The 18,194-nt window shown below is 38.5% G+C and carries 12 protein-coding genes; 9 read left to right on the top strand and 3 right to left on the bottom strand.

The window, feature by feature from the left end:
- Both ACTBZY_RS06465 and ACTBZY_RS06460 read left to right on the top strand, forming a co-directional pair.
- Positions 1 to 356 (top strand): T9SS type A sorting domain-containing protein (locus ACTBZY_RS06465; RefSeq protein WP_463045532.1); only part of this gene is annotated, 356 nt, incomplete at its 5' end.
- Positions 357 to 509: 153 nt separating this feature from the next.
- Positions 510 to 1,967 (top strand): Gfo/Idh/MocA family protein, encoded by a 1,458-nt coding sequence (locus ACTBZY_RS06460; protein ID WP_463045531.1) that lies wholly within the window; start codon positions 510 to 512, stop codon positions 1,965 to 1,967.
- A gap of 77 nt (positions 1,968 to 2,044) precedes the next feature.
- Here ACTBZY_RS06460 and ACTBZY_RS06455 read toward each other — a convergent pair whose 3' ends face one another.
- Both ACTBZY_RS06455 and ACTBZY_RS06450 read right to left on the bottom strand, forming a co-directional pair.
- Entirely contained in the window at positions 2,045 to 2,779 is a 735-nt protein-coding gene (locus tag ACTBZY_RS06455) for an SIMPL domain-containing protein (protein WP_463045530.1), read from the bottom strand.
- Between the two features lie 123 nt (positions 2,780 to 2,902).
- Positions 2,903 to 3,544 carry a response regulator gene (locus ACTBZY_RS06450; protein ID WP_463045529.1) on the bottom strand — a complete coding sequence of 214 codons (642 nt, stop codon included), beginning with the start codon at positions 3,542 to 3,544 and terminating at the stop codon, positions 2,903 to 2,905.
- A gap of 35 nt (positions 3,545 to 3,579) precedes the next feature.
- Between ACTBZY_RS06450 and ACTBZY_RS06445 the strand changes: the two genes are divergently transcribed.
- The 7 genes from ACTBZY_RS06445 (at position 3,580) to ACTBZY_RS06415 (ending at position 17,317) form a co-directional block, all read left to right on the top strand.
- Complete coding sequence (locus ACTBZY_RS06445) at positions 3,580 to 4,497, top strand: hypothetical protein (RefSeq protein WP_463045528.1); 918 nt, start codon at positions 3,580 to 3,582, stop codon at positions 4,495 to 4,497.
- Between the two features lie 17 nt (positions 4,498 to 4,514).
- A complete protein-coding gene (locus tag ACTBZY_RS06440; protein ID WP_463045527.1) occupies positions 4,515 to 5,300 on the top strand; it encodes a sensor histidine kinase in 786 nt (261 codons plus the stop codon).
- A gap of 199 nt (positions 5,301 to 5,499) precedes the next feature.
- Positions 5,500 to 8,718 (top strand): SusC/RagA family TonB-linked outer membrane protein, encoded by a 3,219-nt coding sequence (locus ACTBZY_RS06435; RefSeq protein WP_463045526.1) that lies wholly within the window; start codon positions 5,500 to 5,502, stop codon positions 8,716 to 8,718.
- Positions 8,719 to 8,750: 32 nt separating this feature from the next.
- Complete coding sequence (locus ACTBZY_RS06430; protein ID WP_463045525.1) at positions 8,751 to 10,391, top strand: RagB/SusD family nutrient uptake outer membrane protein; 1,641 nt, start codon at positions 8,751 to 8,753, stop codon at positions 10,389 to 10,391.
- A gap of 51 nt (positions 10,392 to 10,442) precedes the next feature.
- Entirely contained in the window at positions 10,443 to 11,588 is a 1,146-nt protein-coding gene (locus ACTBZY_RS06425; protein WP_463045524.1) for a cell shape determination protein CcmA, read from the top strand.
- Positions 11,589 to 11,926: 338 nt separating this feature from the next.
- Positions 11,927 to 15,478 (top strand): VCBS repeat-containing protein, encoded by a 3,552-nt coding sequence (locus ACTBZY_RS06420; RefSeq protein WP_463045523.1) that lies wholly within the window; start codon positions 11,927 to 11,929, stop codon positions 15,476 to 15,478.
- 42 nt (positions 15,479 to 15,520) lie between these two features.
- Complete coding sequence (locus ACTBZY_RS06415) at positions 15,521 to 17,317, top strand: hypothetical protein (RefSeq protein WP_463045522.1); 1,797 nt, start codon at positions 15,521 to 15,523, stop codon at positions 17,315 to 17,317.
- Between the two features lie 283 nt (positions 17,318 to 17,600).
- Here ACTBZY_RS06415 and ACTBZY_RS06410 read toward each other — a convergent pair whose 3' ends face one another.
- Positions 17,601 to 18,143, bottom strand: a complete 543-nt coding sequence (locus ACTBZY_RS06410) for a DNA-3-methyladenine glycosylase I (protein ID WP_463045521.1) — start codon at positions 18,141 to 18,143, stop codon at positions 17,601 to 17,603.
- Between the last annotated feature and the right edge of the window lie 51 nt (positions 18,144 to 18,194).

The following is an 18,194-nucleotide window of genomic DNA, read 5'->3' as shown; positions in this document are numbered from 1 at the left end:
CATTTGTGAACATAGATGGCTATCCGGATAATACTTCCGACCACCTTCCAGTGATGAGTAGATTTATGTTACAGCCTGCCACTTCTAAGGTTCACTTTTCTGAAATTGACAAGGTATTAATTTTCCCAAATCCATCCGGTCAAAAGCTGGAATTGGGCATAGTGAAAAATACAGGTTCTCACATAGAACTTCAACTTTTTAATGTAAACGGTGATGTGTTACAAAAGGCCAGAGGGCACGAGGTGATAATACAAAAAAGGCTTTCTAGGGCTTTGAATAAACAGGATGCCGGTGTTTACATTATCAAACTAAATATTGGAAAATCCACAAAAACTTACAAAATTGTGAAGAATTAGAACCAAGAAGTTTTGCCTTTTTCTTGTCGACGAATTTGACCTTTAGGTAGTCATTTAAACTTTTTTGTGAAGTCCTTCTTGGTTTGCCATGTAAAACAAATGAATTATTGTTCGAAAAACAAAAACACCCTATCAATCAAAAACACCCTATCAATGAAGAAAAATTCTAGAAGAAATTTTATTAAAAAAGGAGCCCTGGCTGCCGGCTCTTTTTACATTGTTCCCCGCCATGTTTTAGGTAAAGGATTTAAAGCCCCTAGCGACAAATTGAATTTGGCGGCTATTGGTGCTGGAGGGAAAGGTTCTAGCGATATTAGAAATGCATGGAACAAAGGTTCGGAAAACGTGGTGGCTTTATGTGATATAGATTTAAATGAAGCTGCTAGTTCTATCAAATTATTTCCTAAGGCCAAGATATACAAGGACTTTAGAGAGATGTTTGACCAGCAGAAAGACATTGATGGTGTTACCATTTCTACGCCAGATCATAACCACGGTATAGCGGCTATGACAGCCATGCAAAATGGCGTTCACGTATATGTGCAAAAACCGCTGACTCATAATATTTATGAGGCCAGAATGCTTACCGAAGCGGCTAGGAAATACAAGATGGTTTCTCAGATGGGAAATCAGGGTGCTTCTAATCCCGAACAGCAAAAAATGATTGAATGGTTTAAAGCTGGCTTGTTAGGTGATATTGATAAAGTACATATTTGGACTAACAGACCCGTTTGGCCACAAGGAATTCCTGTGCCAACAGAAAAGAAACCATTGCCAGCAGGACTTTCAGCTAAAGATTGGGATCTCTGGGTAGGGCCAGCAAGCATGGTAGATTATCACCCACTTTATCATCCATTCAAATGGCGTGGCTGGTGGAATTTTGGAACTGGTGCTTTAGGAGATATGGGTTGTCACCTGATTGACCCAGCATTTAGAGTTTTAGAATTAGGGTACCCTACCGAGGTAGAGTGTAGTGTAGGACAGGTTTTCTTAAAAGACTGGGAAGCGGAGTATATCCCAGAAGGTTGTCCACCTTCTTCTAGTGTTCAAGTGAAATTTCCTGCCTCGGCAGCAAATAAGAAAGAAGTAACCATGAGGTGGTCAGATGGCGGAATTCGACCTTTCCACCCAGATATTATTCCTGCTGATCATAGTGTAGGGGATGCTGATAGTGCTAATGGTGTTATCATGGAAGGAGAAAAAGGAGTAATGGTATGTACGTCTTATGGACAAAGAGCTAAAATCTACTTGAATTCTGGTGAAATATTAGAAGTGCCTAAGGAATATAACGCTGGCATGAAAAACGCTGATATGTCGGAATATGGTCACCATACCAACTGGGTTGAGGCTGTTAAAGCAGGTTTTGGAAGCAAAGAACATAAAGGGCTAACGTCATCATTTGATTATTCAGGTCCATTGACAGAAACCGTAATTATGGGTAATTTGGCTATCAGAAGTTACCAAGAAAGTACTTCAGGAAGCGGTAGAGGAAGGAAGTATGAAGGTCGTAAGAAATTAATGTGGGATGGTGATAATATGAAAGTGACCAACTACGACGAGGCCAACAAATTTGTGAGTCGTAAGTACAGGGACGGCTGGAAATTGATATAGGAATAGGTGAAATAGTGTTCTGAAAAGCCCTCCAAGAAAAATTCTTGGAGGGCTTTTGCTTTAATTTTTCTAAGAACTCAATCTATCTCATAATCCAGTTTTATGGTAATGGCAGCGGTTTTGTTTTTAGAAGTTGTGTTATAAACTCCACCCCAAGAGTAATCTTCGGAGGAGTTTTGTCCAGTAATTTGGAAAACCCCCATGCTTGCGTTTTTTAAATCTCCGATAGACGAACCTGCATTCTCTGCAATTTTCTCAGCCCTAGACTTAGCATCTTTGGTGGCCTCGGCTATCATTTCTACTTTTAATTCTGCCAGTTTGGTATAATAATATTCTGGAAAATTCGAATAGAATTCTACACCCGAATTTATGATTTCACTCACCATTCTAGACACACTTTCCACCTTGTTAACGTCTTTGCTTTCCACAAAAACATTCTGGGTCAAATTATACCCTGTGAAAACGGTCACGGTATTTCTGGTGGCTTCATTATAATCTGAGCTAAAATCTTTATTGATGGTAACAGCACAGAAAACAATGGAGCTATCCGCTATTCCTTTTGACACTAAATAGTTTCGTAAAATCTCTCTGTCTTTGTCTAGTGTGGCATAGGCCACTTTCAAATTGTACTCCTTTTTTGAGAAGCTTCCAGACCATACAATCAGGTCGGAAGTGAAATCTTTTGTCCCCAGACCTGTCACAGAAATGTTGTTCTGGTGTCTGTTTCTGTTTTTAACGGCATTGCCCAGAATAAGGGCGAAAAGAAGAATAGCCGTTGAAAATATGATAGCTGTTAAATGATTCTTTATCATGTAATTATTGATTTGCCATAAATAAGGTGATATGCCAATTTTATCTTAAAGTATGTATCAATATTACGCTGAAATACGGTTAGAAAGTCTGTGTGATTCTAGTTTATTTCATGTGTTTAAATCTCACTTTATATACCCATACTCCATAGCCAACTTCAGCAAGCTAATCATGTTTTTTACCTCAAATTTTGAAAGCAGATTGCTCCTATGAGTTTCTACGGTTTTGTTGCTTATAAATAGCTCTGTGGCTATTTCTTTTGTGGTTTTACCTTTAGCCACAAGTTCTAATACCTCTTTTTCTCTTCTTGTAAACCTTAGTTCATAAAGATTGTTTTCCGTTGTTTTTTGTCGGGAAAGACTCAGCATTATTATATCTGTAACCTCCTTACTTTGATAGGTTTCTCCTTTATAAACGGTTCTTAGGGCTTTAAGTAATTCTTCGCCTCCAGTGTTTTTTAAAATATAACCAGACGCTCCATTTTTCATCATTTTGGTAATGAAACTTTCGTCATTATACATGGACATGGCCAGCACTTTAATTTCTGGGTGTTTTTTATCAATATAGGTGCATACATTTAGACCGCTGTCTTCCCCCAAATTGATGTCTAAAAGTACGACGTCGATATTGTTTTCTTTCAGTGCGTTTTTAACTTGATTGGCATTTTGACATTCTCCTACCACTTCAAAATCCGACTCTTGTTGCAATAAGGAAGAAACACCTTCTGTGAAAATTTTATGGTCATCTACCAATAATACCCTTATCATTGTACTTTTTAGTTTAAATCATTAGCAGAAATTGTATGAAGCTGCATTCCAAAATCTATTTATTGATGGTGGGCTTTTTAAGTCTCACCAGTTCATTTGCTCAATATCCAGATTGGAATCAGTCTTTCACCAAGGTACAACTTGACAGCTTGCTACAAAAATATGAAATAGAAAAAGATACATTGGGTTTAGCTTTTACTTATTGGTGTTATTCCAAAAAGGAGGAGCATTCTGAAGTACCCGATATTTCTCCTATGGCCACTTTACACAAAAGTATGGAGTTATTCTTGGCTGTGGGAGACTCGGTAAATTATTATAATATTCGTGGAGCCATTGGTTCCTACTATATGGGCAGAGCCTATATAAAGAAGTTTGCCAAGGAATATATAGCCACTTCTGTCCATTATTTTAGGAATAATAACTGGCCATCCTTAGAGTTGGGACATTTAATAAACCTGGCCAATATTGATATTCATGAAAACAGCTTTGATCATGTATCTGAGAAATTAAGGCGAGCAGAAATGCTTAATGAAAAAGTTCAAGACGAAGGTTTCAAAGCTAGAATACACTCTTCCTATGCAGATTACTATTCGAGAAGAGGAGAAATACAAAGGGCTCTAGAACATGCCGAAATTAGTTATGAAATAGGACATAGGTTAAAGATTGATTGGGTTGAAGGGCTTTCGTTTTATTTTAAATCCATTTGTTATAACGCATTAAAGCAGGAAGATAAAAGGTTAGAAGCTCTTTTGCAAGGCTTGAAATTAGTGGAAAATAATGAAATTCTTTTTCAGCTGAAAAAGGAGTTTTACCGTAATCTGGAGAATTATTATTTTTTGAAAAAGGATTATGCCAATGCCCATAAATATGGCGACTTGACTTTAAAGATGGTTGAGAAAATCTATAATTCTAAGATAGAGTCGGACCTGAGGTCTTTAGTGATTATAATCTGATAGAGAATGAGAGAATAATGGTGGCTAAGTTGGCTTTGGAGAAACAAATTGCTGAAAGCGAGATTGAAAAATTAGAGACTAGGCAGCGGATGTATATTGGGGTACTGTTTTTAACCTTGCTTATTCTTGTTCTTTTAGTCATAGCTTTTATAAATAGGCGAGCGATTAATATGTTGGAAATAAACCAAGCCAACAAGAATAATCAGATTGGTACACTAAACGCTCTTATAATAGGTCAAGAAAAGGAAAGGGAACGAATAGCCCAAGAGCTTCATGATGGCTTAGGTACCATGCTTTCTAGAATTAAAATTTTAATGGGCAAAGGGCTTACGCATGAAAAAACATTAGGAATGCTTGACGAAGCTTGCTCTGAACTTCGAAATATTTCTAGCAATATGCAGCCCAGCAATCTTACAAACTTTGGCCTAGTGAAAGCCTTACAGGATTTCGTATTCAAGCAAAGTGGCACACACCCCAATATTATCTTTGAACATTTTGGTAAACCAAAGGATTTAGGGAAGAATAAGAACTTAATGGTTTACAGAATCATACAGGAGCTTCTGACCAATTCTCTGAAACATGCTGCGGCCAAGGAAATATTGGTTCAAATTATTTTTTCAGACAAAACCGTAAATCTTACGGTTGAAGATGACGGTAAGGGTTTTGAAGAGAGCCTAATAAAAACAGATTCTAGTGGGTGGAATAATATCCGTTCTAGGGTAGATTATCTACAAGGTTTACTGAACCTACATTCTGATAATAAGAATGGTACCTCCATTACTATTTCTATTCCCATAGTATAATTCAACGTTATATTTTCTTTCAAGATGGTTTTGTAATGTAAGATCTCAGGGTTTACCCTTGGTTTTAAAAATGGGGGAATACCATTAGAGTATTGGTATAAATAGAGGGTAATTTTGGACTTTATTTATAAAGTATGGCGTGCCCTATATTGAAATAAGCAGCCCTACAAGCCTAAAAACAACCTTAATTTTTATTTCTATGCAAAAAAAACTACAAAGAAGTTATGCGTTGCCAAATTTGAGAACAATATGGCTAGCGTTAATTGCTTCACTTATTTACTTGTTTCCTGCAGATGGCTTTGGTCAAAATGCCAGAAAGGTTTCGGGAAAAGTAACGAGTGAAGATGGCGAGGGAATACCGAGTTCTAGTGTACTGGTGAAAGGAACCGCTAAGGGTGCTGTTACGAATATGGATGGCGACTATAGCATAGAGGCGGGAAGTAATGCCGTTTTAGTCATTACCTCTATTGGTTTTGAAAAGCAGGAAATTGCGGTAGGTAATAAAAGCATCATAGATATTACTTTAAGAGAAAGTACCAATTCACTAGACGAAATAGTGGTAGTGGGTTATGGCTCTTCTAGCAAGCGTCTTCTTTCTGGTGCTCAGACAAACATCGGTGAGTCTGAATTGAAAAAGACGGTTAATACGACCTTAGACCAGGCACTTCAAGGTAGAGCTCCAAACGTATTTGTGGCCAGTAATTCTGGAAAGCCAGGCGGTGCCGCAGCTGTATATATAAGAGGTTTATCTACTATTAATGGTAATAACCAGCCGATGTATGTGATAGATGGTGTTCAAATCATTCCTCAGGATGCTCCATCACAAGGGATTGGTTCTGACGGTCAGTCCAATATCCTTTCTAGTATAAACCCAGATGATATTGCTTCTATGAACGTATTGAGTGGACCTTCTGCCCAATCTATTTATGGTTCTAAGGCTTCTAATGGTGTCATTGTAATTACCACGAAAAAAGGAGAAGCTGGAGATGCAAAAGTGAATTTTACGACCATGTATAACTTTCAAAGTCTCCCAAATCAGCTTGAGATGATGAATTTGAGAGAGTATGCTGCTTATAGCAATGCTTGGGCAGATGAAGTAGGTTATGGTCATAATATGGAATTTGCAGACCCCTCTATTTTAGGCTTAGGTACTAACTGGCAGTCGGCCTTGTTTAAAACAGCGGCCATGAAAAAGCAGCAGTTTTCTATGAGCGGTGGTACCAATAAAATGACTTATTATCTTTCTACCGAACTTATGAACCAAGACGGTATAGCTCCAAACTCTGGTTTTAAGAGAAAATCTTTTAGAATGAACTTGGAGAGTAACGCCAGGAAATACTTGAAAATTGGTACTAATTTGTCTGTTTCAGGAACGGATGAGAAATTATCTATCAATGAGGATAATGTAATTAGTACAGCCATTCGTCAATCACCTAACGCTCCGGTTTATAATCCTGACGGTACCTTCGGTGGTCCTCAGGATGTTATTCCAGGACAATATTCTGCTAAAATCACTAACCCTGTGGCATTGGCTTTAATTAATACCAATGAATATAAGCGTATGACCGCTTTCGGTACACTTTACGCAGATTTGAATTTCTTAAAGGATTTTACATTCCATACGGAGATTAACGGCAATTATGGAAACGACACCAGAGCTATTTTCCGTCCTTCCTACTCTTTCGGAGCCAATGACCTTACACAAGGTGCTAATAACCCAATTTCTACATCGGAAAGGTATAGCGGGAATAACTATTTCTGGAGTGCTAACCAAAGAATTAATTATGCGAAGACCTTCTTAGAAAAACATAGCTTTAATGTGATTGTAGGACATGAAGCTCAGTATTCTTTTAATGAGCAGCTTTCTGGTAGAGTAACAGGTTTTACCAATAACGCACTTTCTGAGCTAAGCCTTGGGGACCCAAAAACTTCTTTAAGTGGCAGTAGAAGAGATGATAACTCTCAGGAGTCATATTTCACAAGATTAGGATATGTATTTGACGACAAGTATATCTTCCAAGGAACCTTCAGAGCGGATGCCTCTTCTTACTTTGGTCCAAATAACAGATGGGGATATTTTCCTTCTGTATCTGCCGCATGGAGGGTATCTAAAGAAAGCTTTATGGAGGATGTTACTTTCATAAACGATTTGAAACTGAGATTTGAAGTCGGTACTACAGGAAATCAGTATTGGGGAAAAAATACTTATGCTCCGCTTAGTACAGCTGCTACGCAATCTGGTCAAGGTTTCTTAGCAGCAAGGTTCCCAAACCCAGATATTAAATGGGAAAACACCACGACCTATAATGCTGGTTTCGACATGAATATGTTAAACGACCGTGTTCAAATAATCTTTGATGCTTATTTAAGAAAAACCACGGATCTTATCACAGATTTACCTTTACCAGCATATGCCGGAACGGTAGGTCAGGGAAGTATTGGAGCTCCGGTTGTTAATATTGGAGACATGGAAAATAGAGGATTTGGTATTGCCATTAATACAACACCTATCAGAGGTAATACTTCTAGCGACTTTACATGGCGAAGTGATTTTAATATTTCTTTAGATAGAAATAAACTGTTGAAATTAAATACTGAAAGAGCCATTATTGACAGGTTCCCATGGTTTACCAGAGTCATCTCCCGTTCTATAGTTGGCCAGCCATTGTTTCAGTTTTATGGCTATGAGGCAGATGGTTTAATTGAAGATTATAATGATTTAACTTCAGCAGCTCTTCCTACAGGAATACATGTAGGTTACGATCAGGCGTGGGTAGGAGACGTGAAATATGTTAATCGTGATAAAACGGAATACTATGACCCAGAACTAGGAGAAAATATCCAAGTGATTGACGATAAAGACAGAACGTTTATAGGAAACCCTTGGCCTAAATTCACTTTTGGTTTTTCTAATTCCGTTTCTTTCAAAGGTTTAGAGTTATCTGTTTTTACACAAGGTGTCTATGGAAACAAGATTTTTAATCAACTTAGATTTGATAACTCTGCTTTCAGAAACTACATCCATGGTGCTTATAAAGAGGCGTCAACTTTTGCTAAACCAAGTAGCCAAGAGTTAGATGAAACGCTCACTTTATTGAATCCAGGAACTTCGGTTCCTAGAATCTCAGGAACTGCATATGGAAACAGTGGCCGTGCCACAGACAAATTTGTGGAAGATGGCTCTTACATCAGAGTTAAAAATATTCAGCTGAGCTACTTCGTGCCTAAATCTGTACTAAAGAAATACCTGCCAATCAACGGCGTGAAGATAGCAGCAGGTGTTCAGAATGCCTTTACGTTTACCAAGTATTCAGGATATGACCCAGAGGTAGGTACTTCTGCTGGTGTTCCTGGTTTTGATAATGGACGTTATCCTTCTTCTAGAATGTACACGATGTCGGCATCATTTGATTTTTAATAGTACAATAGATAATTTTTAATAATAGGAAAATGAGAAAATATAATTTATTGAAATTTTTATTTGTTGCTCTAACGGTATTCGGTTTTACTTCTTGTAAAGAGTCGTTCTTAGAAACGCCTCCCTTGGATAACCTTACGGCACCAGATTTTTTTAACACAGATGCCGAGCTTTTAGCTGGAACTGCAGCACTTTATAATAAAGTTTGGTTTGGCTCAAACGGGCAGGCTCTACTTTCTTTTGGTGATGGTCGTGCCGGCAATATGTTAAGCCCTTATAATACCAACTGGGAGCAGTTTTATCAGTTTAATGTGTCAAACACCAACTCTGACATGAGAAACTCTTGGAACTCTTTCTTTACCATAGTGGCTCAGTGTAATGTTTTAATGTATAACGTAGAAACCTATGCTAAACCAGCGGTTTCTCAAGAAGCCAAAAACAGGGCTATAGGAGAAGCCAGATACATGAGAGGTTTGTCGTACTATTATTTGGTTCAAAACTGGGGTCCAGTGCCTATCATTACAGATAACCTGAAACAAGGTGCAGATACCACGCTGGCTAGAAATACGGTTGAGACGGTTTGGGAGTTTGCAATAAGAGATTTACAAGCGGCTGTGGAACTACTTCCTACCACTTCTACTCCTGGTAGTGGAAGACTAAATGCCTATTCCGCCAAAGGCATGCTGGCAAGGTTTTATTTAACTAGAGCAGGTTTAGGTTCTAGTAATGGACAAAGGGATCAAGGTTACTTAGATAAAGCTAAAGTATTAGCCAAAGATGTGATTGAGAATGGTCCTTTTCAGCTTATGGAGAATTATTCAGATTTGTTTTTGACAGCTAATAATAATAATCCAGAGCAGCTTTTTGGTCTACAATGGGTGAGTAATGGTGGTTATGGTTCAGGAAACCAATTTCAATCTCAGTTTGCAGCCAATAGCCAGCTTACTGGATTCCAAGATGGATGGGGTGGAGGAAACGGAGCTTCTTACGATTATTTGATTAATCTAGACCCTGCGGACTCCGTGAGAAGAAAAGCGACTTTCATGCTTCCTGCCGATCATTATCCTGAATTGGTAAAATCTAAAGGAGGTTATAGAGTGCCTGTTCCAGCGGAAAATGCTTGGACTACTTTTGCGAACTTTAAAAAATATGTTGTAGGAACACCAGATGATAATGGTGGTTTAGGGCAGCAGCAAAACGCCCCTAACAACACCTATATGCAGCGTTTGGCAGATGTATATTTAATTTATGCGGAGGCTATTTTAGGTAATAATGCTTCTACTGCCGATCCGGAAGCATTAAAATACTTCAATGCCATTAGAGAGCGAGCCACTTTGGCACCCGTAAGTTCTTTTACGCTAGACGATTTACTGCACGAAAGAAGGTATGAGTTTGCGGTAGAAGGAGATGCATGGTATGATATGGTAAGACTCTATTATTACAATCCTCAGAAAGTGATAGACATCATTGGAAATCAAATAAGAGGAATTTATACCATTAGAATAGTTGAAGGTACGGGTACTCCTCAGAAAAAGAGAGAATTCCAGTTCATTAATCGTAATGAAGAAAGGTTCACATTGGTGCCTTCTAAGTTTTATTTGCCTCTTCCAGATACCGAAACTGCTCAGGCTCCTAACCTTTTAAAAGACCCTGTTCCTTACAAGTTTAATTAGAAATTATGCTGTAGAGAAACAGAGCTGTTTCTCCATAAAAAGACAAGAAAAATGAAAAAAGAGAATCAATATTTATATAAGAAGATTTCGGGCATAGCCGTTTTGGTGATGCTGGCCGCGATTTCATTTCTTTCCAGTTGTGAGAAAGACGACGACGGTGTGCCAGGCTTTAGCACTGGCGTACCAACAGTGAGTGGTGTATTTATTTTAGATACCATTAGCAGCTATGCGGATAGCCTTATTACTGGTGCAGAACCTTACGAGCTTTTGGTCATAAAAGGAAATAACATAGGGGGGGCTGTTTATGTGTATTTTAACGGTTACCAAACGAGTTTTAACCCAACCTACAATACAGATAATGTGCTTATAATAAGGATACCTGCAGAAGCACCAACAGATGCAACTGCTGATAACCAAATTAAAATTGTGACTTCTCATGGAGAGGTAACCCATGATTTTAAGATTATAGCTAAAGCAGCTGTTTATGCCTCCAATAAAAGGACTTTTGGAAAGGGCAGAGGAGATATCGTTTTAAAGGGTAAAAACTTTGCTGATGTGAGCTCGGTAACTTTTACAGGAACTACAGAAGAAGTGGAAATCGTGGGGAGAACCAAAGATAAAGTGGGTGATGAAACGATGACACTAAGGTTCCCTAAAACGACCTTAAGCGAAGTAACGCTGGACATAACCAATTCTAGTGGCACCTTTAATGCTCTGTCTTACAAGTTTGTGAATGCAGATGAGGCATATGTAATATTTGATGAGGCATTTGCTGATGGCTTTGCCAATGGTTCATGGGGAGATGCACTTCTGGTTAATTCAGATCAAGCATTTGCTGGAGAATCTTCCCTTTCAAAAGTTTATGCAGGTGGAAACTGGCATTTAGCAGGAATCAGTAACTGGAGCCCATCTGTGCCGTACAAAGCAGACTTTAAGTACATTACTTTTTCTGTGAAAGGTGGTTCTGTGCCAATTTCTCTATGGATTCAGTCCGATGCCTCGAAAGCAGGATTTGGAGGATTTGACGATAAAAATAAGATTGATGTAGCTCCTGAAATATGGAATTACTACAAGATAGCTATTGCAGACCTTGACTTCTGGTATCCTGGAACCACCTTAAAGCAAATAGGCTGGAGAGTTAAAGGTCCAGACAAAAGTGAGACGCTTTATTTTGATGACATTATGTTCATCAAGTAAGTTTGAGAAAAGAATTGTTTAACCCCGGTTTATGCATTGGAGAATCGTAATGAGTTTTAAAGTGAAATAAATCAGACATTTAAACGAGATTAGCATAGCGGTTTACCCTGAGCTAATGTCGAAAGGTTCTGGTGATTAAGTTTAAATGGATTTGGCCTGTGCTGAGCTTGACGACGTAAACTGATTTGAAGCAATTTAGCTACGGTCCCGATAAATATCGGGAGATTTTCTAATGAATAAAGCGGGTTTAAATAGTAGTTAGCGTTTTGTCTGGCTACTATTTTCTATAAATAAAGGTTTTGAGCATCAAGACACCAGAATCTAGTCTTTAAGATTTAATGAAATCTGTGAAAAACATACTGCTTACAGTGGTTTTAATGGGAAGCCTTTTTCTTTCTTGTAAAGAAAAGGAGGCTACTTTGTTCCATTTACTTTCTTCCGAGGAGTCTGGGATTACGTTTTCAAATACCATCACAGAAACCAATGAGCGTAACGTGTTTAGTTTTGAGTACCTCTATAACGGTGGGGGTGTGGCATTGGCAGATTTCAATAATGATGGCCACGTCGATGTCTATTTTACGGGGAATCAAGTCAACAATAAGCTTTATCTTAATAAAGGAGGTGCTTCCATAAAGTTTGAAGATGTAACGGACTTGAGCGGTGTTTCTGCGAATGCAAAATGGTGCTCTGGGGCATCAGCAGTAGATATCAATAATGATGGACTGATGGATATCTATGTTTCTGCCACCGTAAATCCAACGGCCAGCTTAAGAGCCAATTTATTTTATATTAATCAGGGAATCGATGACGCGGGGGTGCCCGTTTTTAAAGATTTGGCCTCGGAATATGGTGTGGCAGATACCAGCCACACGACCCATGCTGCTTTCTTTGATTATGATAATGACGGAGATTTAGATCTTTTTCTTTTGGTGAATGAGTTGGAGAAGCACGGCTATCCAAATAAGTATGTAGAAAAGGTGATAGATGGGTCTTCTAAAAGAACCGATAAGCTTTATAAAAACGACGGGACCAACGAAAATCCGCATTTTACAGATGTGTCAAAAAGTGCAGGAATCTTAAAAGATGGCTATGGTTTGGGCATTAATATTACAGATATAAACAGAGATGGCTGGAAAGATATTTTCATTACCAATGATTTTCTTTCAGATGACATCCTCTATATAAACAATCAGAATGGCACATTTACAGATCAGTCTTCTGCTTATTTTAAACATACTTCTTACTCCGCTATGGGTAATGAAGTGGCAGATCTTAATAATGATGGTTTGGTGGATATTGTGGCCTTAGACATGCTTCCTGAGCAGAACGCTAGAAAGAAAATGATGGTGCCTGCTAATAATTATTCCACTTATCAGAATAATGAGATGTATGGTTATAACTATCAATATGCCAGAAATACCCTGCAGCTAAATGCCGGAATTGATGCTAGCACGGGAATACCCGTTTTTAGCGAAATAGGTCTAATGGCAGGTATGGCAGAAACAGATTGGAGTTGGTGCCCATTGGTTACAGATTTTGATAATGATGGGTTTAGAGATCTTATTATTACCAATGGTTTCCCCAAAGACATTACAGATTTAGATTATATTGTTTATGGTTTTCCGGCTGCGGTACAAAGAAAAGCGACATTGGAAGAACTCTTAGGAATGTTGCCTTCCAGAAAAGTGGCCAACAAGTCTTTTAGGAACTCAGGAAACAGCGAAACTCCTTTTTTTGAGGAAGTTAATGAGCAGTGGGGTACAGTGAAACCTAGTTTTTCAAATGGGGCCGCTTATGCCGATCTTGATAATGACGGAGACCTGGATTATGTGGTCAATAATATAAACGAAGCCGCTTTTGTTTATCTTAATAATGGGCGTTCAGAAAATCATCATTTTCTGCGAGTTAAATGTGAAGGTGGTGAGGGTAATATTAATGGTCATGGGGCCCTTATAGAAATAAGCTATGGCAATGGTTTAATGCAAGTGTATGAAAACACGCCTTATAGAGGGTATTTATCTACCATTGAAAATGTCGCTCATTTTGGTTTAGGGAAAGTAGCAGAGGTAGCGGAAGTTAATATTAAATGGCAAAGTGGTAAAGAATCGAAACTAAAAGGCGTTAAAGCCAATCAAACTTTAGTAGTGAGCGAGGCTACTGCTGTTTATCCCGAGAATTCTAGTACTAAGTCAAAGGGGATATTCATGGATAATACGGCCGAACTTGCTATAAATTATCTTCATAAAGAAACCGATTTTATAGATTTCCATATTCAAAAACTGATTCCACATAAGTTTTCTCAATATGGTCCTGCTATGGCAGTGGGAGATATCAATGGCGATGGATTAGAGGATGTTTTTATAGGTGGGGCTGCCCGTCATTCTGGTGTGTTTTTAATTCAAAAGCCTTCAGGAGGTTTTGCTCAAAAGGTGTTTGCCGACCCCAAAAGTGCTGCTGAAGATATGGGCGTGCTGCTTTTTGATGCAGACGGAGATAAAGATTTGGATTTGTATATTGTAAGTGGAAGTAATGAATCGTCTCCGAGTTCTGTCCATTACCAAGATCGATTGTACGAAAATGATGGTTATAGGAATTTCCGTTTGGCAGTAGATGCTTTGCCCAATTTTCTTAAAAGTGGTTCGGCGGTGAAAGCGGCAGATTTTGACAAAGATGGGGACTTGGATTTATTTATTGGGGGGAGGTTAGAAGTAGACCAATACCCGAAACCGAGTAATAGTTTTATCCTTAGAAATGATTCTAAAAACGGGATAAAGTTTACCGATGTAAGCTCAAGTTTGGCCCCAGGTCTAAGAGGAATAGGTTTGGTAAGTGATGCCATCTGGACAGATTTTGATAATGACGGTTGGCAAGATATAATAGTGGTGGGAGAGGCCATGCCCATCACCATGCTTAAAAATCTAAAAGGAACTCAATTTGAGCCTGTGAAGTCTAAATCGCTTCAGGACAAGATTGGATTTTGGAATAGTATTGTCTCTGGAGATTTTGACAACGACGGCGATCTAGATTATGTGGTAGGTAATCTGGGTCAAAACAATAATTATAAAATATCTCAAGAAACACCTCTAACTATTTATGCCAAAGACTTTGATAAGGATGGTGTTTTTGATGCCATTCCTACGGTGCATTATTTGACAGAAGATAAAGAGAAAAAAGAGGTAGCTTTTAATGTGAGAGACGACCTCTTTAAGCAGATTAACGCTTTAAGACAGCGGTTCGACAATTACGAGAAATTCTCCAAATCTACCATTTATAGTATTCTGGCAAAAGATGATGTTAAAGATGCCTTAGTGCTAAAAGTCAATACGGTAGAAAGCAGTTATATAGAGAATTTAGGTCAGGGGAATTTCAGTATTACTGCTTTGCCTTCCGCAGCTCAGACTGCTCCGGTTTTTGGAATGCTGGTGGAAGATTTTGACCAAGATGGCTTTTTAGATGTCCTTATGGTGGGTAATGATCACGGAAATGAAGTTTCGGTAGGACGACTGGATGCTTTTAATGGTCTGTTACTTTCAGGAAATGGAATTGGCGGTTTTAAAGCTAATACTTTAAAGCAAAGTGGTTTTCTCACGAAAGGAGATGCCAAGGCATTGGTCAGTGTTACCGACGCAGAAGGTAAACCAGTATTCTTAGTCTCACAAAACAGGGCAGGATTAAAAAGTTTTGCACTGGGTTACGCTGTTAGGATGATAAGACCGAAACCTACAGACGTCTATGGTATAGCTACGCTTAAAAGTGGCGTTAAAAGGAAAATTGAAATTAACTATGGAAGCTCATTTATGTCGCAGTCTTCCAGAAACCTGATGCTCTCAGATAACATCATATCCATTGAGGTTTTTGATGCTAATGGAGGCTCAGTTCTTAATAAATAACAAAGTTTTAGAATGAATGTTTTAAAACTAAAAAAGAAGAAAATGATAAGTACTTTTCAAATCAAAACAGTGATAATTCTTTATCTCTTTTTTTTGTTCTCGTGTTCTAAAAGTGTGGTGATTCCAGATGATGAAACGCCCATAGATATAGTAGAGGTGCAGCCAGCAATTGATCCTGAGCTAGCGTCTACTATAGGCTTTTTTCTAGATGACTGGCAGCCTAAAACTTTTAAAAAACCCGAATATGTAGATGGGACGACTCCTTCGACTACCACGCAAACGGTCACACTCAATGCATCTGAGATTATCACCAAAATACCAAACAAGATTTTTGGACATAATGCGAATACATGGATGGGGACTTTTGTAGACTCACCGAGCCTAATTCGTGATATTAGTAACTTAAACCTTCATGTTATAAGATGGCCAGCAGGGAGTGGGAGTAATGTTTATTTCTGGAATACAAATCCTGTAGACGACCCAAATGTAAGTGGTTTTAAAGAAACACCATCTGCCGAATACATGGAGAAATGGGGTGTGCCTAAGCAGTTTATGAATGAGAATGGGCTGTTAGAAGATGCTAGGTTCTTCTATGGTCAGACGAAAGACAATTGGCGTGGATCTTTAGAGAATTATTACAGTTTGCTGGCGACGACCCAAAATGAAGGAAGTATATGCGTAAACTATAGTTTTGCCAGATACGGCACCAGTAAAGACCCTGTGGCTATGGCGGCTAAACTCGCTGCCGACTGGGTAAGATATGATAATGGTCGCACCAAACTCTGGGAGGTGGGAAATGAAAATTACGGTACATGGGAAAAAGGAAATAGAATAGACCTCAGTAAAAATCAAGATGGGCAACCAGAGTTTTTGACGGGAGCACTGTACGCCAAGCACTTTAAGGTTTTTGCGGATTCTATGCGAAATGCGGCGGCAGAAATTGGTTCGGAAATTAAAATTGGGGCCGTTATGCAAGAATCTGTTATACAAGATTGGCAGTCTAATACCACCAGAACTTGGAATGAAGGGCTGATAAAGAATATAGATAATCAAGCCGACTTTTATATTGCCCATAACTACATTACGCCTTATAATGAAAATTCGGAAGCGGCTAATATTCTAAAAGATGCCATAGCTCTACCTGAAAAAATGATGAATTTTGTTCGAAATGAAATTAGTATAAATGGAGGTCAAGCGAAGCCTATAGCATTTACGGAGTGGAACATGTGGGCCAAAGATAGAATGCAGCAAGTGTCTAATACCAGTGGGGCTTTTGCGGTCATTGTTCAGGCAGAATCTATCAAAAATAAATATGGTATGGCAGCCAGATGGGATTTATATAATGGCTGGGAAAACGGAAATGATCATGGACTTTTTAGTGATGGAGGAGCCTCTGATGATCCTAAAATGAATGCAAGGCCTTCGTTTTATCACATGTACTATTTCCAGAAGACCATTGGAGATAGAATGGTTTCTTCTAAAGCTACGGCAGTGGGAGCTATCCCGTCTTCAATTAAATCTTATGCTTCCACTTATAGTTCTGGAGAGGTAAGTGTGACCTTGGTCAACACTACTGGTAAACCGCAAAATGTAGAGATTAAAACAGAAAACTTTAACGCTGGCGAAAGATATTATTGGTATAATTTAGCTGGTGGAACAGATAATGGAGATTTCTCAAGAAAGGTAATTGTGAATGGTGAAGCTCCTTCAGGAGCTGCAGGTGGTCCGTCAAATTATGACACCATAAAAACCAAATCTGCAAAAACTAAAGATGGTATTAGGGTAACAATACCCGCTTGGAGTTCGGTTTTTGTGATGATAGATAAGTTGGAACAATAACATTGTAGAATCTTTTGTAACACTGTTTGCATAAATGCAAAAAGTCCGCCGAAGAAAATTTTAAAGGTTGGGATGTTTTCTATTCATCTTAAGCCCCTTCAGGGCTTTTGATACCACGGATATCAAAGAAGCAAAGTCCAACAAGTCCCGTTAGGGACGTAACCTCGGTAGAATAACAAAGAAGCAGAGTTAAACAAGTCCCGTTAGGGACTTAACCTAAGTAGAAAAAGGACAGAAAAACAAGGACAAGTCTCTTAAGGACGTAACATTGGTAAAAACAAAATCAATAAATACCCATGCTCTTCCTCGCCACCTCAACCTTAGCATAAACAGGACAATCTTTATCATGTGGGGTGGGTAGGTAGCCCGTGCTTTGAAGAAATTCATTGACAATCTCTCCACCTACAAATTTGAATCGCTTTTTGAACAATTTCACCCAAGCTTCTTTCGAAAGCGGGTGGTTGATTTCAACCCACTTTTTAAAGCTTCCATGCTCTTTTTGGAGGTCTAGAATGACGTTAGCATTATGAATGGCTGCGTTTACTTTGAGTTTGTTTCTGATAATACCAGCATCAGAAAGAAGTCTTTCTCTTTCGGCTTCGGGGTAAGACGCTACAATGCCTATATCAAAACCATCATAGGCCTTATAGAAATTATCTTTTTTGACCAGAATGGTATTCCATGAAAGCCCTGCCTGATTGATTTCTAAAATAAGTCGCTCAAAAAGCTCATTGTCGGTTTCTAAAGGGAAGCCATACTGATTGTCGTGATAATATTTATGGACATTATCTTCTGGTAGGTCTTGACAAAATTTACAGTACGACATCGTTTTTTTTGTTTAAAAGTAAGGAATTTAAAGTCTAGGTATTAGCTAAAA

The organism is Arcticibacterium sp., assembly GCF_055134445.1.
The sequence above is the reverse complement of the archived record's forward strand: the minus strand, read 5'-3'. Positions and strand labels throughout refer to the sequence as shown.